The following is a 23901-nucleotide window of genomic DNA, read 5'->3' on the forward strand; positions in this document are numbered from 1 at the left end:
CAGGGTCACCGGTCCCCGATATCCGGGCTGAAGGTCCCATCGACGGGCTCGGGCAGCCAGGGGAAGGGAGCGAAGTCGATCAGGAAGAGCTCGCCCCGGAACCTGGTCAGTCTCAGGTGGGCGGGGTTCTTCGTTCGATCGTCGTCTCCTCCGGGATCGCCGTCACCGGTGCGGGGGACTTCGGTCCTCAGCCGGGCTCGGGTCGTCGAGGCGGATCCGGATCGCGACCGCGTCGCGGGCCCAGGCCGACTGCGCGGCCCCCGACAGGTGGCCCGGCGCCGCCGACATCGCCAGCAGGACTTGCGTGACCTGCCCGATGTCCGTGAAGACCTGCGCGGTTCCCCGCTGCTCGCGTCCACGCAGGAGCACGCGGACCGGCGCCCCGTCCAGCAGGTTGCGCCACCACCGGCGGCCGGTACGGCTGACCAGCAGCAGTTCGCCGTCCTGCTCGGCGTAGCCGGCGGGCACCGTGATCTCCCTGCCGCTCCTGCGGCCGCGCACGGTCAGCAGGACCACCGCGTCGTCCAGCAGGAAGCGCAGCGGGGAGCGGGCCAGTCCTCGCACGACCGGGTTGACCAGGCGGTTCCGGAGCCTGTCCGTCAGGTGCCGGCGCACCACCACCCGGTCGAGGTCGCTCCCGGTCAGGGGCTTCCCGCACGGCGGAGCCGTGCCGCCCGTCCCCGTCGTGTGCCCCGTCGTGTACGCCGTCATGTCCGCGCCTCCTCAGCGTCCTGCTGTCATTCGACCGTTTCCCCGCCCGTCCCGCAGTGGTCCAAAGACCCTGCCGGCAGGGACCTCCGGCCTTTGCACGGAGCCCCGGTGGACGATGGGATGACAGGAGAGCGGACGCCGGAGGAAGTCGTGGCCATGCTGGTCAGCGCAGTCGTGACCGATCAGGTCATCACGGTCCGCCGTACCGATCCGGTACGGCAGGCTGTCCGGGTCGGGCGCCCGGCGGGTTAGAGTCTGCCGCCCCGGGGGAGGTCCGGAAGTGATCCGGACCCGGATCCGCAGCCCTCCGATCATCACCGGACCCGAGCCGGCTTTTCCGTCTTCCACCGGGAGAATCCATGACCGAACACAGCACGGCGCCCGGCGCGGCCCCCGGCGACCTCGGCAGGCGGGTCGCCGCGCGGCGCGAGGCCCTCGGCCTCAGCCGCGAGCAGCTGGCCGGGCAGGCGGACATCGACTCCGGCTACCTCGCCTACCTGGAGGAGAGCGCCGCGTCCCCGACCAGCGAGACCGTGCAGAGCCTGGCCGCCGCCCTGGAGACCACTCCTGAGGAACTGCTCGGCGGCACGGTCGATCTGCCGCCCGGACGCGGTCCCGCCGCCGCCGCGCCCTCGCTGGACATGCTCGATCCCAACGAGTGCCTGCACCTGATCTTCCCTGGCGGTGTGGGCCGGGTGGCCTTCACCGACGCCGGTGGGCCGATGATCCTGCCGGTCAACTACGTGCTGCACGATAACGCCGTGGTCTTCCGCACCGCCGTCGGAGGCCCGTTCGACGAGAACCTGCGGACCGGTGTGGAGGGGGTCGAGTTCAAGGTCGCCTTCGAGGTCGACCGGATCGACGACCCCAATCGGGAGGGCTGGAGCGTGCTCATCAGGGGCGGCGCGCACCTGGTCTCCTCCGCCGAGGAGCAGGCGATCGTGAAGGCGGCGGACGTGCAGTCCTGGGCGGGCGGCGAGCGGGAGCTCTACGTAAAGATAATTCCCGCGGAGGTCACCGGCCGCCGGATCCGGCACCACGGGTGACCTCCCGCCCGAGCCGTAGGCCTCCCGGGCCGCGGGATCCTCGCTTCTGGCGGGAACCTGCACGCCGGTCACGCCGTGGTCTGTGTTTTGATGGTCTCCCGCAGGACAGGGTCGATTGGAGGGCCCGGTCGCCCGCGGTCGTGGTGGAGGAGGGCTGAGGGCATGAGTGTGATTCGCGTGGTGCTGGTGGACGACCACGAGGTGGTGCGACGCGGTGTGGCGGCCCTGCTCGATTCGGAGGACGACATCGAGGTGGTCGGGGAGGCCGGGACCGCCGAGTCGGCCGTGGCCAGGATCACCGCGCTGCGGCCGGATGTGGCGGTGCTGGACGTGCGCCTGCCCGACGGCAGCGGCGTGGAGGTGTGCCGGCAGGTGCGCTCGGCCGTTCCCGGGTTGGCCTGTCTGATGCTGACCTCCTTCGCCGACGACGACGCGTTGTTCGACGCGGTGATGGCGGGCGCCTCGGGATACGTCCTCAAGCAGATCCACGGCTCCGACCTGGTCGGCGCGGTGCGCACGGTGGCCTCGGGCCAGTCGCTGCTGGACCCGCAGACGACCGCGGCCATGCTGGCGCGCCTGCGCGAGCATGACAGCAGGAAGGACCCGCTGTCGGCTCTGTCGGCGCAGGAGCGGCAGATCCTGGAGCTGATCGGCGAGGGACTGACCAACCGGCAGATCGGCGAGCGCATGTTCCTGGCGGAGAAGACCGTCAAGAACTACGTCTCCAACCTGCTGGGCAAGCTCGACATGCAGCGGCGCACTCAGGCGGCGGCTTTGGTCACCCGGTTGAAGGCCGAACGCGGTGAGCGGGGAGACCTTCGTCCCTGGTGAGAGACGGTGCCCGAGGCCGATGCTGGAGGCATGAAAGCCGACTCCACGGGCCTGCGGGTGCTCTCGCGGGCCGAGTGCATGGAACTGCTCGCCTCGGCGCCGATCGGGCGGATCGTCTTCACCGACCGCGCGCTGCCGGCCGTCCAGCCGGTCAACTACGTGCTGGACGGGGAGCGGCTGGTGATCCGCACCAGGGCCGGCTCCAAGCTGGCCACCGCGGTGCGCGATGCGGTCGTGGCCCTGGAGGCCGACGCGTTCGACCCGGCAGGCCGGACCGGCTGGTCGGTGACCGTGGTCGGGCACGCGCGCGCCGTGCCGGAGGGCCGCGAGTTCAGCCGGCTGGCCCTCCTGCCCCTGACGCCCTGGACGCCCCGGGACGGGCAGCGGCCGGAGCACCGGGACCACTACATCGTGCTCCCGGTGGAGCAGGTCTCCGGCCGCCGGGTCGAGGCCTATCCCTGATCCGGGACGGACGCCCGGCACCGTTCGTGAGCGCCGGTCCGGTCAGGGGCGGACGCTCCGCACCCGGAGCCGTTCCCGGAGGGCGCCCCCGCGTTCATCCCCGGTCGAGGGGAACCTGCCAGCGCAGGCGGCTCCCGCCGCCCTCGGCGCGCTCCGCGGTGAACGTGCCGCCCAGGCGCGCGGCCCGGTCCGCCAGGTTGCGCAGCCCGCTGCGCCGCCCGCCCTCGGGGATGCCGACGCCGTCGTCGCTCACCTCCAGCAGCAGCGCGCCGCCGCCCGCCTCGACCAGCACCCGGGCCCTGCTCGCCCGGGCGTGCCGCGCGACGTTGGACAGCGCCTCACGCAGCACCGCCCGCAGCTGCTCGGCCACCTCCTCGGGCACCGTGTTGTCCAGCGGGCCCTCCATCCGGATGCCGGGCATGAAGCCGAGCTGATCCCGCGCCGCCTCCACCAGCTCCGTCACCTGCCCGCGCAGGCTGCGGCTCTGACCGGTCTGCGGCGGCGACTGCAGCGCGAAGATCGTGGAGCGGATCTCCTTGATGGTCTGGTCCAGCTCGTCCACCGCATGCTGCATCCGGGTCGTGGCGGTGGGGTGGTCCACCATCCTGACCGTGCTCATCAGCGTCATCGCCACCGCGAACAACCGCTGGATGACCACGTCGTGCAGGTCCTTGGCGATGCGGTCGCGATCCTCCAGCAGGCCCAGCCGCTCGGCGTCGCGGCGCGCGTCGGCCAGCTCCAGCGCGACCGCCGCCTGCCCGCCCAGCGCCTCGGCCATCCGCAGGTCCGCCTCGCTGAACGGCGGCGGCCCGACCCGTTTGGCCAGGCTCAGCACGCCGCGGGCCGTACCGGCCCTACCCAGGGGGACGGCGATCGCCGGCCCCAGCGGCACCTGCTCCAGATGCGCCGGGTAGGCCGTGTGCGCACGCAGGTCCGGCGTGCTCTGCAACGCGCCGGTGCGCAACGCGGCGGCGGCCAGCGAGCTCTCCAACGGCACGTCCCGCCCACGCAGCAGCTCGGCGCCGAACCCCTCGGCGATCTCGATCCGCATGGTCTCGCCGTGCGGGAAGCTCACCGTGACCGTGTCGGCGCGGGCCAGCTCCCGAGCACGCCGGGCCATGGCGACGAGCACCTCGTCCGGGTCGTCGCCCGAGAGCAGGCCGGTGGTCATCTCGGTGGAGACCCGGAGCCAGTCCTCGCGTCGCCGGGTCTCGTCGTAGAGCCGGGCGTTCTCGACCGCGACGCCCGCGGCCCTGGCCAGCGCGGTGACCACGGCCTCGTCGTCCTCGTCGAACACCCCGTTCCCGGCCTTCTCGGTCAGGTAGAGGTTGCCGAACACCTCGTCGCGGACCCGGATGGGCACGCCCAGGAAGCTGCGCATCGGCGGGTGGCCGTCGGGAAAGCCGTAGGACTCGGGATGGTCGGTGATATCGGCCATCCGGAGCGTCCGGGGCTCCTTGATCAGCAGCCCGAGGAGGCCCTTGCCGTGCGGCCAGTGGTCGACCCGCGCGATCTCCTCCTCGGTCATCCCCACGGGGATGAACCGCTCCAGCGTGCCGCCCTCGCCGACCACGCCGAGCGCCCCGTAACGGGCGTCGACCAGCCGGGTGGCCGCCTCGGTGATCCGCCGCAGCACGGTCTCCAGATCCAGGTCACTGCCGACCGAGACGACGGCCTCCAGCAGGGCGTGGACCCGGTCCCGGGTCGCGAGGACCGCCTCCAGCCGGCTGTGCAGCTCCGACAGCAGGTCGTCCAGCCGCATGTGCGGAACCAGCGGCTTGTCGGCCACGCCTGCTCTCTCCTCCCGCCGGTCCGGCGTGCTTCTCCCGGCCAGTCTTTCATCCCCCCTCGGCGGGGCAGAAAGAACATCCCCGGATACACGAGTACGCCCGGGCTGCGGTGCGTCACCGTCACACCACAGCAACGCCGAAGAAGCAGGCGTCGTTCGGCAAGTGTCACTCTGTTTCATGCATTCGGTATCGGATGGTCCGCTCGAGACCGCATCGCGCCCAAAGGCAGAAGTGAGTGGTAAGCACGCAATGACGACGATCGGCACTGCGCCTGCCTCCCTTCCCGCGTCCCTCCTCCCGCCGGAGAGGGGCCGACCCGGGCCGGCCGCCTCCCTCTGTCTCCAGACCGGGCTCGTCCACCCCGGCACGCCGCACTACCGGTTCTGCGTCGACCAGGTGAAGCGCAAGTATCTCGACCGGTACGGCGCCGTGGTCGACCCCCGGCCCGACCTGTTCGTCACCGCGTGGGACAGCGCCCGCCACTCGCCCACCTTCGGCCGCACGCTGGGCGTCGCGGGGCTCACCAACGCCGCCGGACGCAGGCTCCTGTCGGAGGACTATCTGGACGTCCCGATCGAGCAGGCATGCGCCGACCTGGTTCCCGGGATCCGCGCCGACCGCAGCCGTATCGCGGAAATGGGCCCGGTCGCATCGTTTCACCCGGGCATTGGAGCATTCCTCATGCGCAATCTGCCGTGGGTCGCGTTCTCCTCGGGATATGACTTCCTGCTCTCCACGCTGACCGAGAAACTCCACGAGGTGGTCAAGGCCGTGGGCTGGGAATTCCACACTCTCACCAACGCCCGCCGCGCCGACCTCATCGGGCCCCAGACCGCCGACTGGGGCACCTATTACTCCACGAAACCCCGTACGGGCATTCTCCACTGTGAGCAGAGTGTCGCCCTGCGAGCCACCGGTTAGAGAAGTTCATTTCAAGAGCGACAAAAAATCCGAATGCGCAGAAGGAGTCCGCCGATGCGTTGGCTTGGACACGCCCTCGACCGCCTCGACTCGCTGGAAGCGGTGGCCGTCGAGGAGCTGAGATCATCCGGCCCGTCCCGCCGGTACACCTACGGGACCGTACTGGGTGCGGCGGTCCGTACCGGCGATGCGATCGTGTCCGCGGCCGGCGAAAGGCAGAGCGACACCGCTACGATCGGGATCCTCACCGGCAACGGCGTGGAGGGAGTCGTCGGCGACCTGGCCTGCCTGCTCACCGGCGTGCGGTCGGTGCCCATCCCGATCGCCTTCGGCCGGGACCAGGCCCGCCACCTGCTGTCGCACTCGATCGTCTGCCTGGTCGACGAGCAAGGACGCAAGCGCCTGGCGGAGTGGGGCGGCGAGGCCGAGATCCTCCCCGAAGGCTGCGAGATCATCCCGGTCACGGTCGGGAGCGGGCACGATCCGGAAGAGATCGCCAGCAGGATCCGGGCCGCGGCGGCGCTGGACGAGTCCGCCATCTGCAAGATCGTTCACACGTCCGGCACGACCTCCACCCCGAAGGGCGTCATGCTCCGCCGGGGCGCGGTGGACGACCTGATCGACTCCATCACCAGCCGGATCGGCGTGGAGGCGTGGCAGCGCTACGTCTCCGTCGTGCCGCTGAGCCTGCTGGTGGAGCAGGTTTTCGCCGTCTACCTGACCTTCCTCGCAGGCGGCACGGTCGTGTTCCTGCCCGAGGAGGCCAAGCCGCTGGGCACCGCCGGCGGCGACGTCGAGCAGGTGTGCGGGCTGCTCGCCACGGCCCGGCCCACCGTGTCATTGGTGCCGCCGTCCCTCGTGGAGGCCATCGCGGCCCGCGCCAAGACCACCCCGGACGCGACCACGCGCGAGCTGTCGCTGGCGGTGTACGGCCGGGAGGACCCGATGCTGCTGTTCAGCGGCGGCGCCCCGGTGTCCGACGAGGTCCTGCGTGTCATGTGGGATCGCGGCCTGCCGGTGTACGTGGCGTACGGCCTGAGCGAGAACGGCTCCGTCGCCACACTCAACGGCCCCGGGCTCGTCAGCCTCGGCACGGTCGGCAAACCCCTTCGCCATTGCAGGGTCAAGCGCTCCGACACCGGCGAACTCCTCATCCGCAGCTCGTCCCTGCTCACCGGTTATCTCGGATCGGACGACCCGACCGCCCTTCCCCTGGACTCCGAGGGCTGGCTGCACACCGGCGACATCGCCGACATCGACGCCGACGGCTACGTCACCATCACCGGCAGGCTCAAGAACATCATCATCACATCCAACGGGCGCAACGTCAGCCCGGAGTGGGTCGAGGCGCAGTACAAGAGCCAGCCCAGCATCGAGGCAGCCGCCGTGTTCGGCGACAACATGGAGCAGCTGATCGGGATCTTCGTCGTCAAACGCGGCGCCGACCCAGCCGCCGCACTCACCGAGATCCGTCACATCAACAGCGAGGTGCTCTCGGAGATCGAGCGAGTCGGCAGCGCCGCGCTCGTCGAGGCCACCGAGGCTTTCTACACCGAGTTCTTCACCGTCACCGGACGCCCCCGCCGCAAGGAGATCAAGGACGCGCTCGCCACCGGCCGATTCGACCTGCAGCCCGTCGAGAGATGAGTGACGGGCCGGCCGGTGACGGCCGGCCCGCCCGGGCAAGACCGGCCGTGTGTCCTTCCGGCCCGTTCCCGATGACCTGTGAACACGTAGCACCCTGCCCGCCGCCGCGCGGTCGTTCACCGCTGCCGGATCCTGCCGGCCGCCATTCCGGCCTGGCCCTCGTGATCCGCAGGACTGGCCTTGGCGTCGATGAACCGCTCCCGCGAAAGGCGGTACCGGGGCACGGCCGCAGAAACGGCTGATACGACAGCCGCCTGATCTCCTCGCCGGCGCGTTCGGACGCAGATCCGCGCCAATCCATGAGGCGAGGAGCATCCGCCTCTCCCGTCGCCGGCTCGTGCACGCCCGGTTTCCGGCTGCCGGTCGACGCACCGTTTATTCCGGAACGACGTCTTACCACCCTCCCGGCCCGGCCATGAATCCGCGGATGGCAGGAAGTGGATGCCCCGGGACAGCTTGATGACCGCAGATTTCCTGGTCCGCCCGGCAGATATGCAGCAGAGTTTTATTGCGAGAGGGGACCGGTTCCCCAGAGAAAACCACCGGGAAAAGCAGGAGACTGCCCTATCTCAATGGAGGCTTGAACCATGCTGGACCGTTTCGTCACGACCGATCACACCGAGGGCAAGGGCCTGGTCGTCACCACCGCCGACCGCGCCGGAGTGGACACCGTCGACCGCATCGAGCTGATGACCGCACTCGCCGAGCACGGCTACGTCGTTTTGCGCGGCTTCGACTCCGACCCGGTCACATTCTCCGCGCTCATCCAGAGCGTGTCCTCGCGGATCACCCTGGACCCGGCGCGCAAGTTCGCGGGCGGCAACGTCGCGCAGAAGATCGAGGCCGGCCTGGTACCGCAGGGCCTGCATGTGGAGAACGGCGCGACGCCGTGGGTGCCGGACCTGGTGTGGTTCTACTGCGAGACCCCGGCCAAGATCGGCTCGCAGACCACCATCTGCGACGGGCTGTACGTGTGGGACCGGCTGCCCGCGCGCACCCAGGAGCTGTTCCTGTCCACGCGGATCACCTTCGCCAGGCCGATGCCTGAGGACAAGTGGAAGAACCTCGTCTTCCGCCTTCTCGACGGCGCCAAGTCCGTCGAGCAGATCACCTTCGACGACCTGCTCACGGTGACCGACGACGACGTCGACGTCAAATACCAGCTACGTCCTGACGGCTCCGTGCACTACAAGTACTTCACCTACGCCGCCCACACCACGCTGTTCGGCACCGACATCGCGTTCGCCAACAGCATCCTGACCCCGTCGGTCAACTACGAGCCTCCGGTGATCGAGTTTGAGGACGGCCGCCCGCTGGACGCCATGCTGATGCGTCAGGTCATCGAAGCCACGGAACTGGAGACCGACGAGATCGACTGGCACGAGGGCGACATCGCGCTGGTGGACAACAGCAGGCTCATGCACGGCAGGCGCAAGATCCGTGATCCGCGCCGCTCTCTCTACAACGCCCAGAGCTACGCCAAGGACGACATCGTCGGCGCTGTGCGCGAGCTGGCGTCCCCCGGCCGCAGGAGCGCCTGATGGGAACCCAGTACGACGGGATCGGCCAGTCCTACGAGCGGCTCAAGCGGGAGATGCCGCTGGCCCGCGGCCCCGAGCGGGCGACGTTCGAGGCGCTGACCAGCGAGGTTGAGGGCAGGTCCGTGCTGGATCTGGCGTGCGGGACCGGCTGGTACAGCAGGACCCTCGCCCGCGCGGGCGCGGCCTCGGTGCTCGGAGTGGACATCTCCGAGGAAATGGTCGCCGCCGCCGAACGTTCCGAGGCCCGTGAGCCGCTCGGCATCCGGTACGAGGTCTGCGACGCCCGGCTGCTCGACACCGTCGGCCGCTTCGACATGGTCACCGCGGTGTGGCTGCTGTGCTACGCCCGCAACCGGCTCGACCTGTCCGCCATGGCCGGTGCCATCTACGACAACCTCGCCCGCGGGGGCGTCTACGTGGGCGTGGAGATGAATCCTCGCTTCGACTGGAGCGGCCCCAAGGCCACCGCGTACGGCCTGACCCATCGTCCCGACGCGGAGTTCCCAGGCGGAAAGGAACTGACGGTCACCGCGCACGTGGACCCTCCCATCTCGTTCCAGGCCTGCTTCTGGGAGGAGGAACCGATAGTCACCGCGCTGCGCGAAGCGGGTTTCCGCTCAGTGGAGATCCTTCCCGCGGTGCTGACAGCCGAAGGCGAGGACGCATTCTGGGACGACTTCCGGGCCAACCCCACCATCGTGGGCATCCGAGCGATCAAGTGACGAGTCGCATGACGGCCGGGGCCGAGGGCCCGCGCGGGGTGTCAGACAGGGCCCGAGTGCTCCAGCGGGCGAGTTCCGTCACGTACGGTCCTCGATATTCGGCCTGGTCGCCGCGTGCACGGCGGCCGATCACCCGGCGGCGGCCAGGCGGCGCCGAAGCTCCTCCTCCGAGACGTCTTCCACGTGGGTCAGAAACACCCATATGTGACCCGAAGGGTCCTTGAGGATGACGGTGCGGTCGCCGTGGAACATGTCCTTCGGCGGTTGGAGGATCTCGGCGCCGGCAGCTTCTGCGCGCTCCGCCAGGCTGTCGACGTCCGGCACGAAGACGTGCAGCGTGACGGATGTGCCTCCGCCGAGCGAGGCCGGCGCGGCGAAGGAGGCGGTCTCCGCCTCGCCCCCGCTGGCGTCGCCCAGCATGAGGGCCGACCGCCCGATGGTGATCTCGGCGTGCAGGACCCCGCCGCCCGGAGCGTCGAGCCTGAAATCCTCACGGGCGCCGAACGCCCGCTGGTAGAAATCGATCGCCGCGGCGGCGTCGTCGACCATGATGTGCGGGATCACCGCGTAGTGGTAGCGGTCGGGGATCTCGATGTGAGTTGTGCGTTCGGTCATGGCGAACCTCCTCGGAAAGGAGCCGCCGGTCGGTTCCTGCGGCCCAAGAGGAACCTAGAAGCTCAAGTTTGGTTCAGGTCAACCGCCGGCGCGGCCCTGCTCGCCGCCCCGAAGATGCGGTTCGCAATGTGAGCGCTCATCCGCCCCCACGGAACCCGGCGTGGTTCGCTCAAGGCCGGTTCAGCCCAGCATGAGGCCGAATGCCTCCGGAGTGACGATGGGAATGCCGTAGGCGCGGGCCTTGCGCGCCTTTCCGGAGAGCGTGTCGGGGTCGGCGGCGACCAGGAGCCGGACCTTCTTGGTGACGTTGGAGTGGGGGACGTATCCAGCCTGACGCGCGCGGGTCTCCCAGGCCTCGCGGCCGTCGCCCATCTCGCCGGTGAACACCACCAGGTCGCCCGGGAGCAGCCGGAAGCGGGGGAACGAGGGGGAGGACTCCCGGGAGGCGCGGGTGAGCGCCTCGTCGGCGGAGTCGCCGGGCAGGCCGAGCAGCACGGCGACCAGGTCCAGTTCGGCCCGCTCGGCGGCGGTGACGACGCCGTCGGCCAGGGCGGCGTGCGCGAGCGCGGTCAGGTAGTCGCGGTGCAGGCGTTCAGCGTCGGTGCGGGTCAGGCCGAGGTCGGTGGCGAGCCGGACGAGGCCGTCGGCCTCGGTGGCGGAGACGTGCCGGTCGAGCAGAGCCTGGTCGAGCAGGGCGAGGTAGGAGTCGGCCGCCGCGGGCTCGGGGACGCGGGGAAGGCGGTCGAGGATGCGGGCGAGGAAGTGGGGGTCGCGTTCGGCGGAGACGCCGCGCCGTACCCAGGGTGTGGCGATGTCGGCAAGGGTGGGCCAGGGGGTTCGCGTCGCGGTGGCGAGCAGGGGGTGCCACGGGGGAGTGGGGCCGGTCAGGGTGAGGTAGTGACGCAGCAGCCCGGCGGCGGCACGGGCGTCGGAGAGCGCGTCGTGGTGGTCGACGAGCGGGATGTCGGCCAGGGCGCAGCAACCGGCGAGGGTCCGCGGGGCGTGGGGGAGGAAGCGGACGGCCTCGGCCATGGTGCACACACCGACGTCGTGGCGGAGCGGCGCGCTCACGTCGAGCCGCTGGAACTCGCAGGTCAGGAAGCCGAGATCGAAGGGGAGGTTGTGGGCGACCGGGACGCGTCCGCGCAACAGGGCGGCCAAGGAGCCCGCGATGTCGGCGAAGGCGGGGGCGTGGCGGATGTCGGCGGCGGTGACGCCGTGGACGCGCTGCGGGCCGAGGTCGCGTCCGGGGTTGACGAGGGTGCTCCACTCGCCGGTGACGTCGCCTGCGGGATCGAGGTGCACGACGCCGATCTCGATCACCCGGTCGTGCAGGGAGGGATGCAGCCCCGTGGTCTCCACGTCGATGACCGCGTAGCCGGAGGAGTCGTCGAGCATCGCGATGCCTTTCTGCAGTGACCGTCTCCGCGGACGATTACATGCTAGGCCCGGATGAGCAGCGCAAATAAGCACAGCGTAATGGTCTCGTGACAAACGGGATCGGAGATCGGCCGCCTGCCGCGCTCGCGTGAGGGTGCGAATCACGCCGGCTCCTTCTCCCGGTCCCTGGCCGCTTCCGGTCGGCCTTCCTTCCGCGCTGCCACGATGATGAGCGCCCCGGAGACGATCCCGGCGAAGAAGGGGGACGGCACGAGCAGGACGCCGCCCAGGGCGCACCACGTCGCGAGCCCCCAGCCGATTGCGGCGGGCACCGCCACCCCGCGTCCAGCGAGGTGCCATGTCAGGCAGCCCAGGAGGATCAGGGGCACGGAGAAGCTTCCCGGACCGGCCCAGAAGGTGACCTTGTTCTGAAGGGACTCCACCGCCTGGACGGCGCCTCCGTCGGTGAGCGCGAGCGGGACGGCTGCCCACATCCCGCGGTCCACCCAGCCGGCGATGTCCTCCCAGGCGACGAGCGCGAGCAAGGACAGGTGCCCTGTCCCCAGCACGAGCATGATCCCGCTCGCCCAGCGGAGCAGCCGCTTTCCGGAGTTCATCGCGACGTCCCTTCTTCGTGCTCCGTCTCGGGACGGGTGCGGTCGCGCCAGGCCCGTTCCCATTGCCGGGTGAGGGCCGGGTAGACGATGAGATATCGGAAGGGCGCGATGGCGGCCATGTAGAGCCGACCGAACCATCCGTTGGGCTTGACGAGGACGGCCATCCGCAGCTCATGGTCGCCGTTCGTCCCTCGGACCCAGCCGAGATGCATCACTGTGTGCACGGTCTTGTTCGCCAGCTCGCGAGCGGCCTCCGTGTCGAGCTCGTAGATCGCCTTGAGGGGCATGCTCTCGTCGTCCGGACCGCGGGGGGCGTCGCGGATGTCGCCGGGCAGGCGGTCGCGAAGCGAGGAAACCCGCTCACCGACGCCCGTTGACGGTTCGTCCCAGCCGAGGAGTGCGCCGAGCTTCCACCGAAGGGCGAACAAGGACCTGACCGGCCAGGGGTGCTTCGCGGGTCCGCCTGCGGCTCGCATCGCTGCGAGCATCGCCGGGAAGTCGTCAGGCCCGGCGCCGGGAGTGCGGAACGACCACACATCCTCGACCGAGAAGTCGCTCGTGAGGTCGTGGATGCGCCACGGGCGGGAGGTGTGCGCGGTCTCCGGCAGCCTCATGAGAGCCCCCTTTCGGCCATCATGGCCATCAGTGTCATCTGGTCCAGATCGGGCGCAGCGGTGGGATCGAGTTCGCGGTAGCGGCGGTGGAGGTTGACCACGATCCGTTCGGCGTCCAGCCAGGTGGCGTACTCATCGAGGTCCACCGCCTCGACCGCCTCGAAGAAGGACAGGCCGCGGGCGTGCGCGGCGTCCGCCTGTTCGATCACGTGGGTGAGGTAGCCCCGCACCGCGCGGACCCCGTCGGGATCGGTGACCGGGCCGTGGCCGGGGACGATCGTGTCGGCGCCGGTGGCGATCATCTTGTCGCAGGCGGCGATCCAGTTGGCGATCGGGCCGCTCCACACGATCGGGGTGCAGCCGACGAACAGCAGGTCGCCCGCGAAGAGCACGCCCGCGTCCGGCACGTGCACGACCGAGTCGGCGGCGGTGTGGGCGGGGCCGAGGTCCATCACGCGCACCTCGCGGCCGCCGATGTCCAGAGTGAGCTCCCTGTCGTAGGTCACATCGGGCAGTCGCAGGCGGATGCCGCTGAAGTCGAAGGCGCCGAAGCGCTCGCGGAAGTAGGGGGTCGCCGGGCCGATGTCCACGACCTGGGTGGCGGCCAGCATCTCGGGAGGCATCTCATGCCGCATCTCCGCGCAGGTGGCCTCCGCGGCAATGATCCGGACATGCTCGCCCAGCAACTGGTTGCCGTGGGTGTGGTCGCCGTTGGAGTGGGTGATGGCGGCGTGGGTGAGCGGGTGCCGATCAGTGGTGGTGCGCATGGCGTCGAGCATCTCGGCCGTCAGCGGCAGGTCGAACAAGGTGTCGACGAGAAGGGAGGCGCCCTCGCCCGCGACCAGTCCCGCGTTGCTCCAGCCGTACCCGCCGTCGGGCAGCAGCCAGGCCCACACCCTCGCGCCGACCTCGTGCAGACCGCGGGTGTAGGGAAGCCTCGACGGGGCGCGGTTCACGCGCGGGCGTGGCGGGCGCCGGTCGGGATCGTGCCGGGGTGTCAACGGGTACGGCGCGGCGGACGCGCGGACGGTCTGGCGGGTACGGCCCAGCCCCTCGACCGTCAGCTCGACGATGTCGCCGTCCCGCAGCCAGCCGGGGAAGGCGGCCGGATCGGTGAGGGACAGGTGCTCGACGAGGCAGCAGCCGGGCACCGTGCCCGAGCCGAACACGTCACCGGGCACCAGGTCCACGCCGCGCGAGGCGTAGGAGATGACCTCGCCGAAGCTCCAGTCCATGGCGTCGGTACGGCCCGAGCCGACGGTCACGCCGTTGACCTTCGCCTCGGCCCGCAGGGCGAGCCTGCCGTCGCGGCGGTAGGGCTCCAGCTCGTCCGGGGTGACCAGGAACGGGCCGAGCGTGGTCGCGCCGTCCTTGCCCTTGGCCTGGCCGATGGCCAGCGGCGTCTCGCGCATCTGCAGGTCCCGGGCCGACCAGTCGTTGTAGATGGTGTAGCCGATGATGTGCTCCTCGGCCTGCTCCGGGGTGAGATCCCGGCCACCCGGGCCGATCACCGCGGCGATCTCCAGCTCGAAATCGAACCAGGCGCTGCCGGGGGAGACCGTCACATCGTCGTGCGGGCCGACGATCGTCGAGGGGCAGGCGAAGTAGAAGGCCGGGATCCGGTACCAGGCGTCCTTGAGCGTGCGGGGCGAGCCGGCGGCCTGCTGGCAGTTGCGGATGTGGTCCAGGAAGCACAGGCAGTCGCGGACTGAGGGTGGGCGCGGGATCGGCGGGCGCAGCCCGGCCTCGGCCAGCGGAACCGTCCGTTCCGCCGATGCCAGGGCCGCCTCCCCGGCCGCCCGCATCTCCTCCCCGCCCCGGCCGATGAGCTCGAGCAGGCTCACACCCGCAGTGACGGGGTGGATCCGGTCCCCGCCGATCACCCCGACGCGGTCCCCGGCGTCCGTCGCGTACGTCACCCAGCGCATGGAGAACCTCCTTGTTTCTGTGTTGGCTGACATAGGCTATATCAGCCAACATTTGGTCTGCCGACCGGCATGCCTGGTTAGATGTTTCGCATGGCCACGCGACGCATCGAGAGGACTCAGGAGAGCCGACGGCTGCTGGTGGCGGCCGCCGCCGAGCTCTTCGCCGAGAAGGGGTACCGGCAGACGAGCTTCATCGACATCGCAGACAAGGCCGGCATCAGCCGCGGTTCCATCCCGTGGCACTTCGGCAACAAACTGGGACTGCTGGAAGCGGTGGTCGACGACCGGCTCCAGGCCGTGCTGACCGGTTTCGCCCCGCCCGCGGGAGAACGCCCCGGCGATCTGCTGGACCAGGTCATGGGTTTCATCCGCCTGCCTGCCACGCGCTTGTTCATCACCCTGCTCGCCGAGGCCGTGGAGGTCGGCTCGCCGGTCCGCGAGCACTACGCGCGGCTCCACGCGGCGCTCCGGAAGGGGGTGCAGGCCCGGATACCGGCCGGAGCGCTACCCGCCGGAACCACCCCGGAGGCGTTGACGGTCCTGCTGGTGGGAGCCGTCATCGGCGTTCACGCCCAGTGGCGGGTCGCCCCCGAGGCGGTGGACCTCGAGGCCGTGCACGCCACGATCCGCGCTCTGCTGCCGGCGGGTCCCGGACGGACCTGACGCCGCGCCGCCCTCCGGCTCGGGGCACCGTCCGGCGCGTTCCAGCAGCGAGTGGGCGCGGTGGGCCCGCTCCGCCCTGCGCGTTTCGACCGTCACGACGACGGTGCCCGTCAAAGCGGAACAAGCTCATGTACGGCCTGCTCTTGAGAGCGCGTCAAGATCGATAGATCGTTGAGTCCGGTTCGTCAGAAGGGCGTCACTTCGCATGCAGCCACCATCCGTGCGCGACACCGTCCAACAGGCCACGGTGGGACGGGGCTCCCTCGGCTGGCGGGATCCGCTGTTCCTGGCGTCCAGGCCAAGCGGCGAGCGTGTACGCCGGTTCGTGGCGATGCTGCTGATGTTGCAGCGGCTCAGCTACCTGCTGCCCGCGTGCGCGAGCCTGTTCGCCGGTGAGGCGCTCTTCTCCGCCCGCGGTCGCAACGCGGTGCTGCTGGCGCTGGCCCTGGCCTGGAACGTGACGTTGTTCCGCTGGGTCGCGCGGCGCGGATGGTTCACGCCGCAGGCCGTGGTGATCGATGTCCTGGCCACCTGCGCCTTCATGATCGGAGTGACCGATGCGTGCCTGCCCGGGTCGGGTACGTGCGTGACCAACTGGTCCTCGCACGCCCTGCTGGCGACGGGAGCGCTGATCGGCGCGGTCAGCGAGCGCCCCCTCCAGTTCGCCGCCCTGCTGCCGCCGATCGGGGTCTACGCGATCGCGCACGCCGACGACCTCGGCCAGCGCTTCCCGCCCATGCTGGAGCTGGCCGTGCGGGTCAACGGCTACGTCTGGTTCGCGGTCATCGTCTTCTTCATCCGCCGCTACCTGGCCGCCCAGGCCGCGCGACTGGACGTCCTGGCGGATCAGCGACGGGCGGCCGAGGCCGAACAGGCCGCGGAGCAGGCCAGGCTGGCGCACTACCGGCAGTTGCACGACACGGTCCTGGCCACGCTGACCGCGATCGCCCGGGGAGGGCTGGACCACCACACGGAGGAGGTGCGGCGGCGGTGCGCGGCCGACGCGGCCTACGTCCGGGCGCTGATCGGACAAGACGCCGCGGGCCCCGCCACCGGGCTGGGCAACGCCTTGACCCGCGTCGTGGCCAGGGCGGCGGGGCTGGGGTTGTGCGTGCGCTACGCCGCCGAGGCGCTGCCCGAGGACCTGCCGGCCGGTGTGGCGGCGGCCATGGCGGAGGCCGGCGCGGAGGCGCTCAACAACGTGGTCCGGCACTCCGGAGAGCGGGAGGCCTGGCTCACCGCCGTCGAGGTGGACGGCGTGGTCACCGTCCGTGTGGTCGACCGCGGCCAGGGCTTCGATCCCGGCGGGGTCGAGCCCGGCTACGGGTTGCGCTCCTCGGTCATCGGGCGCATGCGCGAGATCGGCGGAAGCGCGGAGATCATCACGGCTCCCGGCGAGGGGGTGTGCGTAGAGCTCACGTGGCCAGACCGTCCTCTCTGACGCGGGTGGCGAGCTCCAGCTTGGTGTAGGCGGGACGGCCCGCCTTCCGGTACTTGTCCTTGACGCGCTCCAGGTAGTTCTTGGCGGTTCCCGGCTGCACCCCGGCGCTGCGGGCCGCCGCGCTGAGCGTCATGCCGGAAGCGTAGGCGAGCAGCACCGCACGCTCCTGCGGAGACAGAACGGGCCGATCGTCGTTGCGATCGGCCAGCCAGCCCAGCGCCAGCTCGGGGGAGACGGCCACCTCCTCCTTCGCCACCTCCCTGACTTTCGCCACCAGAGCCGCCAGGTCGTGGTCCTTGGTGAGGTACCCGCCCGCTCCCGCGTCGATCATCTGCCTGGCCATGTCGCCCGAGGTCACCACGCTGACCACGATCACCCGCCGCCGCAGCCGCGCCAGCGTGCGCACGTTGTCCACGGGGTCGGAGCGGTCGGCCAGCAGCAGGTCGAGCAGTACCACGTCGGCCGGTGACGGCTCCGTTTCGAGCAACTCGGCGACAGTGGCGGCCGAGGCGGTCAGCCGTACGTCGGGCACGCCGGCCAGCCAGGCGGCCAGCCCTTCGATGAGCATCCGGTCGTCGTCCACTACAGAAACGGTGATCACGTCTGTCTTTCCCATATCCGGCAATTCATGTCAAGTGCGCAGTTATGGCGGCTACCGGTCCAGAGACTGGACGTGGATCATGGCGCCAAGTCCGAGAAGGGAGCAAGCATGACCGTCACGCTCGAGAGGGCCGAGGAGATCATCGCCGCCTGGAGGTCGGGCGACGAGCCGGACAGCCCGGTCGGCCCGGTGCTGCCCGGCATGTACGTCGAGTCCGAGATCACGATGACCGGGCCGGGTTACTCCGGCCGCTGCGGGACCGCCTGCTCGGGCTCCCGAACCTACATGTGCTGCTGAGAGGGGCCGAAACGCATGGCCGGTGAGTTCGACCCTCCGCTGGACCCGCTGATCGGACCAGCCCTGGCCGACCTGGAGGCCCGGCTGGGGTCGCTCACCGGCCTCGCCCCGTCCGAGCGCGGTGCCGTCCTGGCGGGAGCCGCGCTGTCCGTCGAGGAGGACGTCCGCCGCAAGATCACCAGGGTGCTGGTGCTGGAGCTGAACGCCGCCCGGCTGTCCGGTCGGCTGACCGCCCCCGACCCCGCCGCCCGCTGGGAGGAATGGAAACGGAGCGTCGCCGAACCGGCGTTCTGGGACGGTCTGGCGGTGCCGTACCCCACCATGATGCCCAGGCTGGCGACGGCGATCCGCAACCGGTGCGAGGCCGCCGCGCGCTTCGCCGAACGCTTCGCCGCCGACCGCGGAGCGCTGGCCACGCTCCCGGGAGCGCCGTCCGGCGCGCTGGAACGCGTCGAGTTCGGCGCCGGGGACAGCCACCGGGGCGGGCAGACAGTCGTCGTGCTGCACGCCGCGGACGGCCGGGTGGTCTACAAGCCGCGCTCGCTGGCGGTGGACGCGGAACTCGCCGGGCTGCTCACCCACCTCGGCGACTCCACCATGCGCGTGCCCGCGGTGGTGACCGGGCAGGGGTACGGCTGGGCCGAGCACATCGAGCACCGCCACTGCGCCGGAGCCGGAGAACTGCGCGCCTTCTACCGCGGCATGGGCCACTGGCTGGCGCTCATGCGCCTGCTCGGCGGCAGCGACCTGCACGCCGAGAACCTCATCGCCGCCGGACCGCACCCCGTGGTCGTCGACTGCGAGAGCCTGTTCGCCCCACACGCCAAAGCCCGCCCCTCGGGGTACGGCCAGGCCGTCGACCTGGCCGTGGAACTGGTGGACACCTCGGTGATGCGCACCGGGCTGCTCCCCGGACGGGGGGTGGCCCTGGGATGGCGGGGCGTGGACATGTCGGGGGCGGGCGCGCTTCCCGGCCAGCAGCCGCAGGTCGAGCTGCCGGTGGTGCTCGGCGCGGGCACCGACAGCCCCCGGATGGGCACCGAGCGGGTGGAACTGCCCCTGGCGGCCAACCATCCCAGCCCCGAACCGGTGCTCGGCCGCTACTGGGACGTGATCATCACCGGGTTCGACGAGCTCGACGACCGGCTGGCCGAACTGGACCGGTCCGGCAAGCTGGAGCCGCTGCTGGCGGGCTTCGCCGACTGCCCGGTCCGCGCGGTGCTGCGCTCCACCGAGTCGTACGCCGAGCTGGGCCGCATGCTCTGGCATCCCGCCGCCCTCCACGACGAGGCGCCCGCCCGCGCGAAGGCCGCCGCGCTGCTGGCCAAGATGTCGGAGAACGTGCCGGGGGCCCCCGGCGACCCCGCCATCATCGCCGCCGAAGTGGAGGAGCTGTGTCACGGTGACATCCCGATGTTCGACACCACCCCGCGCGTCGGCATGTTGCGCGGCCCCGCCGACACCAGGTGCGGCCCGGAGAACGATCTGATCGCCGACGCCGTGGCCCGCTGGCGGGCGCGCGACCACGGCCTGGACCGCCGGGTGGCCCAGGCGGCCCTGGTCAGCGCCTACCTCAACGAGGGCTGGATGCCGGAGGACGCGCGGCTCTCACCCGGCCTGATCCGTACCGAGCGCCTGGAGCCCCGGCGGCGCGCGGCGGCGGCCGCAATCATGCGCGGCGTCCTGGACGGCGCCGTGCGCGGCGCGGACGGCACGGTCACCTGGATCACGCCCGTGCTCAACCCCACCGGCTGGGCCGTGCAGCCGCTCTCGCCCGACCTGTACGGCGGAGCCCACGGCGTGGCGTTCCTGCTGGCCGCCTACATCGGCGAGGCCGCGGACGGCAGGGCCGAGCCGGTCGGGGAACTGCCCGGCCTGCTGGAGGCGGTCCTGCGCACCATACGCCGCATGGAGGACCGCGACGCCGCCAAGCGGCAGGAGGCCATGCGGGTGCGGCCGGAGCCGCCCGGCGCCTACCTGGGGATCGCCTCGCAGGCGTGGGGCTGGCTGCTGCTGCGCGCCTTCGGCGTGGCCGGTCAGGAGGCGCTGGAACGCGCCCGCGTGCTGGCCGGACTGCTCCCGGAGTCGATCGAGGCCGACGACAACTACGACCTGCTCTCCGGGATGGCGGGGGCGATCGTCCCACTGCTGCGGCTGAGCCGGGAGACCGGGGAAGCGCAGTGGGCCGAACTGGCCCGATCGGTCGGGGTACGCCTGGCAGGGCTGGCGGAGCGCCGCTCCGGCGGGGTCTGCTGGCCCAGCCCGCGCTTCCCGCAGGGGCTCGGCGGGCTGGCCCATGGCGCGACCGGCATCGGCTGGGCCCTGGCGCGGCTGGCGGAATCCCCCGACGGCTCCGAGGAGATGCGGGAGCTCGCCGAGGCGGCCTTCGCCTACGAGGACTCCCTCTACGACCCGGACCAGCGCGGCTGGCTGGACCTGCGCAACGACGGCTTCGCCGCCAAAGCATGGTGCCATGGCGCGGGCGGGATCGGGATCGTCGCCGCCGACCGGCTGGCCCGTGAGGGCGGCGCCCACTGGCGCGACCGGCTGGCGCGCGCCGCCGCCTCCTGCTGGGCCGACGGCGTCGGCTGGAACCACACGCTCTGCCACGGCGACCTCGGCTGCTGGGAGACGATCGAACAGGCTCGGGCGGCCGGGGTCGCGCCGGTGGAGCGGGAGCTGCTGGAGGCCCGCATCCTGGGCAGCCTGGAAGTCAACGGCCCGGTCAGCGGCCTGGCCAGAGACGCCTTCGCGCCGGGCCTGCTACCCGGTCTGGGCGGGGTGGCCTACCAGTTGCTGCGCATGCACCCGGAGTGTGCACTGCCCTCCGTCCTGCTCCCGGACCTGGAGTGAAGCCGGTGGAAGAGGAGGTGGAGGAGCTCGCCACCCCCTACTGGCACCTGGACCGGCCGGACGGGCCCCGGCGCACGCTGCGGCGGCTGCCCGCGCTCACCGCGCCGGTGCTGCGGCTCATCTGGGAGAGCGGGCGGCGGCCCGCGTTCGTCATCCTCGTCCTCCAGCTCGCCGCGGGCGCCGCGACGGCCAGCGGGCTGCTGGCGACCACGGCGGTGCTGGAAGATCTGCTGGCCTCGGGAGCGGCTTCCGACCGGCTCCTGGCGGCGGTGCCCGGCCTGGCCCTGGTCGCCGCGATCGTGGCCCTGCGCGGCGCGGCGGAGGCGGCGGTGGAGCTGGCCAGGGCGCGGCTGGAGCCCGCGCTGCGGCGGGCGGCGGAGGAGCGGCTGTTCACCGCCGCCCTCGGCGTGCAGCTCGCCGACTTCGACGACGTGGACTTCTACGACGGCCTGCACCGGGCACGCGACCGTGGGCTGTTCCACCTCGACCGTTCGGCGGGCAACACCATCGACCTGCTCGGCGCCGCCTGCGGGGTGACGGCGGCGGCGGCCGGGCTGGCCGTCCTGCACCCGCTGCTGGTGCCGCTGCTCGTGGTCAGCGTGATCCCGGAGGCGTGGGCGGTGCTGAAGGCCGCGCAGCTCGGGTACGCGGGCATGAGGAGCATGGTCACGCTGAACCGCCGGGTGGACCAGCTCGCCGAGCTGGCCACCGAGCGGGAACCGGCGGGCGAGCTGCGGGCCTGCCAGGCCCAGCCGTACGTGCTGGCCGAGTACCGCCGGGCGGCGGACGTGCTGAGGGCGGAGGAGACACGGGTCGGGCTGTCCATGGCGCGGATCAAGGCCGCGGGCCGCGCCGCGGGCGGCCTGGCCATGGCGGGGGTGCTGGCCGGCCTCGGGCTGATGCTGCACTCCGGCTGGATCGTGCTGGCCGCGGCGGGCACCGCGGTGATCGCCGTCAGGGTGGCGGCCGCGTCGCTGCGGCAGCTCGCCCAGGCCGCCAACCAGCTGTTCGAGCAGGCGCTGTACGTCGCCGACTACCACGACTTCCTCGCCGACGCCGAGGCCAGGAGACCGCCGGCGGGCGGTACGGCGGCGCCGCGCTCCCCCGAGCGCATCACCCTGCACGGCGTCGGCTTCACCTATCCGGGCAGCCGGAGCCCCGCACTGCGGGAGATCGACCTGACCATCCACGCGGGCCAGACGATCGCGCTCGTCGGCGAGAACGGCTCGGGCAAGACCACGCTGGCCAGGCTGCTGGCCGGTCTCTACCGGCCCACCGGCGGCACCATGCGGTGGGACGGGCTCGACACCGCCGATCTGGACCCGGACACCGTGGCCGACCGCGTGGTCCTGGTGCCGCAGTACCCGGTCCGCTGGCCGCACGACGTCAGGACCAACGTGCGCATGGGCCGCCACGACCGCCCGGACCCGGGAGACCGCGTCCTGCACGAGGCCGCCGCGCTCGCCGCGGCCGACGATGTCGTCGCCGGCCTGCCCGCCGGATGGCGCACCCTGCTGTCCAAGCAGTTCAGGGGCGGTCACGAGCTGTCGGCGGGGCAGTGGCAACGCCTGGCCGTGGCCCGCGGGCTCTTCCGCGACGGGCCCCTGCTGATCTGGGACGAGCCGACCGCGCCGCTGGACGCCAAGGCGGAGTACGCCGTCTACGAGACGCTCCGCAAGATCGCGGGGGAGCGGACCGTCCTGCTCATCACGCACCGGCTGACGAGCGTACGGCACGCCGACCGCATCTACCTGCTGCACCGGGGGCGCATCGCCGAGGAGGGCACGCACGAGGAACTGCTGGCGCTGCGGGGACGCTACGCCGAGCTGTACGCGCTGCAGACCGGGAAGGCGGCCCGCCGGTGACGGGCCCGCGCATGATCCACCCCGACGAGCCGGGCTACCAGGCCAGGCGCAAGGCCTTCCTCGGTACGCTCGCCGAGGAACTGCCCGTCGCCGTTGCCTGCTGCGCCTCGGAGGCGGACGTGGTGAGTGCCCTGGAGCTCGCCCGCGCCCGCGGTCTGCCGTTCGCCCTGCGCGGCGGCGGCCACAGCTTCGCCGAGCACTCCTCCACGACGGGGCTGCTCGTCGACCTCGGCGCGATGAAGACGATCGAGGTCGGCGCGGAGAGCGTGCGGGTGGGCCCCGGCGTGCAGATCGGTGAGCTGGCCCGGCGCCTGGCCGAGCACGGGCGCATGGTGCCCTGCGGCTGGTGCCCCACGGTCGGCGTGGCCGGAGCGGTGCTGGGCGGCGGATACGGCCCGTTCAGCCGCCTGTACGGGCTCGGCGCCGACCACCTGCTGGCGGCGCGCGCAGTCCTGGCCGACGGGCGGAGCGTCGAGGCGGGAGACGATCTGCTGTGGGCGCTGCGCGGGGCCGGCGGCGGCAACTTCGGCGTGGTCACGCAGCTGACGCTGCGCACCCGGCCCATCGTGCCGATCACCGCCGTCCAGGCGGTCTGCGACTTCGGCCGCGCCGCCGATCTCGTCGACGCGTGGCAGCACTGGGCACCCGAAGCGCCGGACGAGGTCAACCTGGAGATCGCCGTCGTCTCCGGTGACGAGCCCGGAGAACCGCCCTACGCCGTGCTCTTCGGCATCGTCGCCGGGCCGGAGGAGTGGGCCGGGAAGCTGGTCGGCGACCTCGCGCCGCTGGACCGCCTCCGGCTCACCCGCCTGGAGGGCGCCGCGGCCGCCTGCCACCACGCCTACGCCGACGGCGGGGAGGGCGCCGTCACGGCGCTGCCGTACGGCGAGCGGCCCGGGCTCCGCCTGAACAAGTCGGGCTTCTTCGACGGGTATCTGCCCCGGGTGGTCATCGAGGACCTGCTGGGGCGGCTGGTCGCCGACCGCGTCCGCGGCGAGATCCGGGATCTGGAGTTCGTGCCCTGGGCGGGCGCGATCGCCCGTGTCGCCCCCGACGCGAGCGCCTTCGTCCACCGCACCCCGCGCTTTCTGCTCAAGCAGGCCGTCCAGGTGGGATTCCGCGCCACGGACAGCCGCAGACGGGACGCGCACGCATGGCTGTGCGGGGCGTGGGCGCGGCTGTCGCCGTGGGCCTCCGGGGCCGTCTACCCGAACTACCCCGACGCCGACCTGGAGGACTGGGCGCAGGCGTACTACGGGAGCAACCTGCCGAGACTGCGGGAGGTGAAGGCCGCCTACGACCCCGCCGGCCTGTTCCGCTTCGCCCAGTCCCTGCGCTGAAGGGGCCGCACCCGTG

Annotated in this window: 22 protein-coding genes; 14 read left to right on the forward strand and 8 right to left on the reverse strand. The window is 71.6% G+C overall.

Going from position 1 to position 23901, the window contains the following annotated elements; translation table 11 throughout:
* Positions 1-162: 162 nt before the first annotated feature.
* Positions 163-711, reverse strand: coding sequence for a nitroreductase/quinone reductase family protein (locus tag HS041_RS20345; protein WP_196442230.1), 549 nt, complete (start codon positions 709-711; stop codon positions 163-165).
* A 108-nt stretch (positions 712-819) separates the two neighbouring features.
* Between HS041_RS20345 and HS041_RS20350 the strand changes: the two genes are divergently transcribed.
* The 4 genes from HS041_RS20350 to HS041_RS20365 all read left to right on the forward strand — a co-directional run bounded on the left by HS041_RS20350 (position 820) and on the right by HS041_RS20365 (position 3050).
* Positions 820-963: a hypothetical protein gene (locus HS041_RS20350; RefSeq protein WP_196442231.1), complete on the forward strand. Its 144-nt coding sequence runs from the start codon at positions 820-822 to the stop codon at positions 961-963.
* Positions 964-1070: 107 nt separating this feature from the next.
* On the forward strand, positions 1071-1757 hold the full coding sequence (locus HS041_RS20355; RefSeq protein ID WP_196442232.1) for a helix-turn-helix domain-containing protein: 687 nt from the start codon (positions 1071-1073) through the stop codon (positions 1755-1757).
* Between the two features lie 162 nt (positions 1758-1919).
* The gene (locus HS041_RS20360; RefSeq protein WP_230879151.1) at positions 1920-2588 is read left to right on the forward strand and encodes a response regulator; all 669 of its coding nucleotides are present in this window, start codon (positions 1920-1922) and stop codon (positions 2586-2588) included.
* 30 nt (positions 2589-2618) lie between these two features.
* Entirely contained in the window at positions 2619-3050 is a 432-nt protein-coding gene (locus HS041_RS20365; RefSeq protein WP_196442233.1) for a pyridoxamine 5'-phosphate oxidase family protein, read from the forward strand.
* A 94-nt stretch (positions 3051-3144) separates the two neighbouring features.
* On the opposite strand, the gene HS041_RS20370 is transcribed toward HS041_RS20365, so the two are convergent.
* Positions 3145-4812: a sensor histidine kinase gene (locus HS041_RS20370; RefSeq protein WP_196442614.1), complete on the reverse strand. Its 1668-nt coding sequence runs from the start codon at positions 4810-4812 to the stop codon at positions 3145-3147.
* Between the two features lie 424 nt (positions 4813-5236).
* Here HS041_RS20370 and HS041_RS20375 point away from each other — a divergent pair, with 424 nt between their 5' ends.
* From HS041_RS20375 to HS041_RS20390, 4 genes are all read left to right on the forward strand, one after another.
* On the forward strand, positions 5237-5761 hold the full coding sequence (locus HS041_RS20375) for a thermostable hemolysin (RefSeq protein ID WP_196442234.1): 525 nt from the start codon (positions 5237-5239) through the stop codon (positions 5759-5761).
* Positions 5762-5815: 54 nt separating this feature from the next.
* Positions 5816-7408 carry an AMP-binding protein gene (locus HS041_RS20380; RefSeq protein ID WP_196442235.1) on the forward strand — a complete coding sequence of 531 codons (1593 nt, stop codon included), beginning with the start codon at positions 5816-5818 and terminating at the stop codon, positions 7406-7408.
* 587 nt (positions 7409-7995) lie between these two features.
* A complete protein-coding gene (locus HS041_RS20385; RefSeq protein ID WP_196442236.1) occupies positions 7996-8949 on the forward strand; it encodes a TauD/TfdA family dioxygenase in 954 nt (317 codons plus the stop codon).
* On the forward strand, positions 8949-9671 hold the full coding sequence (locus HS041_RS20390) for a class I SAM-dependent methyltransferase (protein ID WP_196442237.1): 723 nt from the start codon (positions 8949-8951) through the stop codon (positions 9669-9671). Before HS041_RS20385 ends, HS041_RS20390 begins: the two co-directional genes overlap by 1 nt.
* A gap of 129 nt (positions 9672-9800) precedes the next feature.
* Here the strand turns inward: HS041_RS20390 and HS041_RS20395 are convergent, their stop codons facing one another.
* The 5 genes from HS041_RS20395 to HS041_RS20415 all read right to left on the reverse strand — a co-directional run bounded on the left by HS041_RS20395 (position 9801) and on the right by HS041_RS20415 (position 14825).
* Positions 9801-10286 (reverse strand): VOC family protein, encoded by a 486-nt coding sequence (locus HS041_RS20395; protein WP_230879153.1) that lies wholly within the window; start codon positions 10284-10286, stop codon positions 9801-9803.
* A 180-nt stretch (positions 10287-10466) separates the two neighbouring features.
* Positions 10467-11684, reverse strand: coding sequence for an exonuclease domain-containing protein (locus HS041_RS20400; RefSeq protein ID WP_196442238.1), 1218 nt, complete (start codon positions 11682-11684; stop codon positions 10467-10469).
* A gap of 143 nt (positions 11685-11827) precedes the next feature.
* On the reverse strand, positions 11828-12283 hold the full coding sequence (locus HS041_RS20405) for a DUF6463 family protein (protein ID WP_196442239.1): 456 nt from the start codon (positions 12281-12283) through the stop codon (positions 11828-11830).
* On the reverse strand, positions 12280-12897 hold the full coding sequence (locus tag HS041_RS20410) for a DUF2867 domain-containing protein (RefSeq protein WP_196442240.1): 618 nt from the start codon (positions 12895-12897) through the stop codon (positions 12280-12282). The genes HS041_RS20405 and HS041_RS20410 overlap by 4 nt, the downstream gene beginning before the upstream one ends.
* Positions 12894-14825, reverse strand: a complete 1932-nt coding sequence (locus HS041_RS20415; protein WP_196442241.1) for a fumarylacetoacetate hydrolase family protein — start codon at positions 14823-14825, stop codon at positions 12894-12896. The genes HS041_RS20410 and HS041_RS20415 overlap by 4 nt, the downstream gene beginning before the upstream one ends.
* Positions 14826-14915: 90 nt before the next feature.
* On the opposite strand from HS041_RS20415, the gene HS041_RS20420 reads away from it, so the two are divergent.
* A complete protein-coding gene (locus tag HS041_RS20420) occupies positions 14916-15488 on the forward strand; it encodes a TetR/AcrR family transcriptional regulator (RefSeq protein WP_196442242.1) in 573 nt (190 codons plus the stop codon).
* Between the two features lie 220 nt (positions 15489-15708).
* Positions 15709-16929 (forward strand): ATP-binding protein, encoded by a 1221-nt coding sequence (locus tag HS041_RS20425; RefSeq protein ID WP_196442243.1) that lies wholly within the window; start codon positions 15709-15711, stop codon positions 16927-16929.
* Here the strand turns inward: HS041_RS20425 and HS041_RS20430 are convergent.
* On the reverse strand, positions 16904-17545 hold the full coding sequence (locus HS041_RS20430; protein ID WP_196442244.1) for a response regulator: 642 nt from the start codon (positions 17543-17545) through the stop codon (positions 16904-16906). The genes HS041_RS20425 and HS041_RS20430 overlap by 26 nt on opposite strands.
* 93 nt (positions 17546-17638) lie before the next feature.
* On the opposite strand from HS041_RS20430, the gene HS041_RS20435 reads away from it, so the two are divergent.
* From HS041_RS20435 to HS041_RS20450, 4 genes are read left to right on the forward strand one after another with little or no spacing between them, the layout of a single operon-like run.
* A complete protein-coding gene (locus tag HS041_RS20435) occupies positions 17639-17827 on the forward strand; it encodes a DUF6229 family protein (RefSeq protein WP_196442245.1) in 189 nt (62 codons plus the stop codon).
* Between the two features lie 15 nt (positions 17828-17842).
* Positions 17843-20680: a type 2 lanthipeptide synthetase LanM family protein gene (locus HS041_RS20440; protein ID WP_196442246.1), complete on the forward strand. Its 2838-nt coding sequence runs from the start codon at positions 17843-17845 to the stop codon at positions 20678-20680.
* A gap of 5 nt (positions 20681-20685) precedes the next feature.
* Entirely contained in the window at positions 20686-22545 is a 1860-nt protein-coding gene (locus HS041_RS40100) for an ABC transporter ATP-binding protein (protein WP_196442247.1), read from the forward strand.
* Positions 22542-23885 (forward strand): FAD-binding oxidoreductase, encoded by a 1344-nt coding sequence (locus tag HS041_RS20450; protein WP_196442248.1) that lies wholly within the window; start codon positions 22542-22544, stop codon positions 23883-23885. The genes HS041_RS40100 and HS041_RS20450 overlap by 4 nt, the downstream gene beginning before the upstream one ends.
* The last annotated feature ends 16 nt before the right edge of the window (positions 23886-23901 follow it).

This window comes from Planomonospora sp. ID67723 (assembly GCF_015711605.1).
GTDB lineage: Bacteria > Actinomycetota > Actinomycetes > Streptosporangiales > Streptosporangiaceae > Planomonospora_A.

What these genes read in the sequence shown, in the direction of transcription:
- HS041_RS20390 (WP_196442237.1), top strand. Translation starts at nt 8,949, where the DNA reads ATGGGAACCCAGTACGACGGGATCGGCCAGTCCTACGAGCGGCTCAAG.
- HS041_RS20405 (WP_196442239.1), bottom strand. Translation starts at nt 12,283, where the DNA reads ATGAACTCCGGAAAGCGGCTGCTCCGCTGGGCGAGCGGGATCATGCTC.
- HS041_RS20415 (WP_196442241.1), bottom strand. Translation starts at nt 14,825, where the DNA reads ATGCGCTGGGTGACGTACGCGACGGACGCCGGGGACCGCGTCGGGGTG.
- HS041_RS20430 (WP_196442244.1), bottom strand. Translation starts at nt 17,545, where the DNA reads ATGGGAAAGACAGACGTGATCACCGTTTCTGTAGTGGACGACGACCGG.
- HS041_RS20440 (WP_196442246.1), top strand. Translation starts at nt 17,843, where the DNA reads ATGGCCGGTGAGTTCGACCCTCCGCTGGACCCGCTGATCGGACCAGCC.
- HS041_RS20380 (WP_196442235.1), top strand. Translation starts at nt 5,816, where the DNA reads ATGCGTTGGCTTGGACACGCCCTCGACCGCCTCGACTCGCTGGAAGCG.
- HS041_RS20395 (WP_230879153.1), bottom strand. Translation starts at nt 10,286, where the DNA reads ATGACCGAACGCACAACTCACATCGAGATCCCCGACCGCTACCACTAC.
- HS041_RS20370 (WP_196442614.1), bottom strand. Translation starts at nt 4,812, where the DNA reads ATGCGGCTGGACGACCTGCTGTCGGAGCTGCACAGCCGGCTGGAGGCG.
- HS041_RS20365 (WP_196442233.1), top strand. Translation starts at nt 2,619, where the DNA reads ATGAAAGCCGACTCCACGGGCCTGCGGGTGCTCTCGCGGGCCGAGTGC.
- HS041_RS20435 (WP_196442245.1), top strand. Translation starts at nt 17,639, where the DNA reads ATGACCGTCACGCTCGAGAGGGCCGAGGAGATCATCGCCGCCTGGAGG.
- HS041_RS20345 (WP_196442230.1), bottom strand. Translation starts at nt 711, where the DNA reads ATGACGGCGTACACGACGGGGCACACGACGGGGACGGGCGGCACGGCT.
- HS041_RS20420 (WP_196442242.1), top strand. Translation starts at nt 14,916, where the DNA reads ATGGCCACGCGACGCATCGAGAGGACTCAGGAGAGCCGACGGCTGCTG.
- HS041_RS20355 (WP_196442232.1), top strand. Translation starts at nt 1,071, where the DNA reads ATGACCGAACACAGCACGGCGCCCGGCGCGGCCCCCGGCGACCTCGGC.
- HS041_RS20385 (WP_196442236.1), top strand. Translation starts at nt 7,996, where the DNA reads ATGCTGGACCGTTTCGTCACGACCGATCACACCGAGGGCAAGGGCCTG.
- HS041_RS20400 (WP_196442238.1), bottom strand. Translation starts at nt 11,684, where the DNA reads ATGCTCGACGACTCCTCCGGCTACGCGGTCATCGACGTGGAGACCACG.
- HS041_RS20410 (WP_196442240.1), bottom strand. Translation starts at nt 12,897, where the DNA reads ATGAGGCTGCCGGAGACCGCGCACACCTCCCGCCCGTGGCGCATCCAC.
- HS041_RS20360 (WP_230879151.1), top strand. Translation starts at nt 1,920, where the DNA reads ATGAGTGTGATTCGCGTGGTGCTGGTGGACGACCACGAGGTGGTGCGA.